A 403-nucleotide genomic window follows, 5' to 3' on the forward strand; every position below is an offset into this window, starting at 1 on the left:
GGGGCGGGCGGCTCCGGGGGGTAGTCGCCGTTGCGGTGGAAGTGGACGTGGTCGGCGTACGCCTCCTCGACGCCGTCGGGACCCTCGGCCCACTCCGTGGTGAGCCCGGTTTTCGGGGAGGTGTAGCTGTGCACGTCACGCTGATCGGCCGCCAGGCCCAGCCCCGCCCTGGGGCCGCCGTGCGCGTCGCCGCCCTCAACCTGAGGTGTCCCCACTGTTCACTCTCCACGTCGACGAACCTGCCGACACCTCCCTATCTCGGGCCTGACCTGGCAAGGCCTTATTTCAAGATATTTGTAAGAGAGGGATCATAAAACGGAAATATCGCCAAACTCCGTACTGTGCCATTCTCCTGGACCGGCGCCACGGCCATCGGGCTGGCGCTCGCCCTCAGCCCCACCCC

General features: G+C 66.7%; 1 protein-coding gene. It reads right to left on the reverse strand.

All coding sequences use genetic code 11. From position 1 onward, the window contains the following. On the reverse strand, window positions 1-215 hold a 215-nt coding region (locus tag E1295_RS48375; RefSeq protein ID WP_132642145.1), incomplete at its 3' end, for a hypothetical protein. Window positions 216-403 lie beyond the last annotated feature (188 nt).

Origin of the sequence: Nonomuraea mesophila (genome assembly GCF_004352805.1) — a bacterium.
Lineage (GTDB): Bacteria > Actinomycetota > Actinomycetes > Streptosporangiales > Streptosporangiaceae > Nonomuraea > Nonomuraea longispora.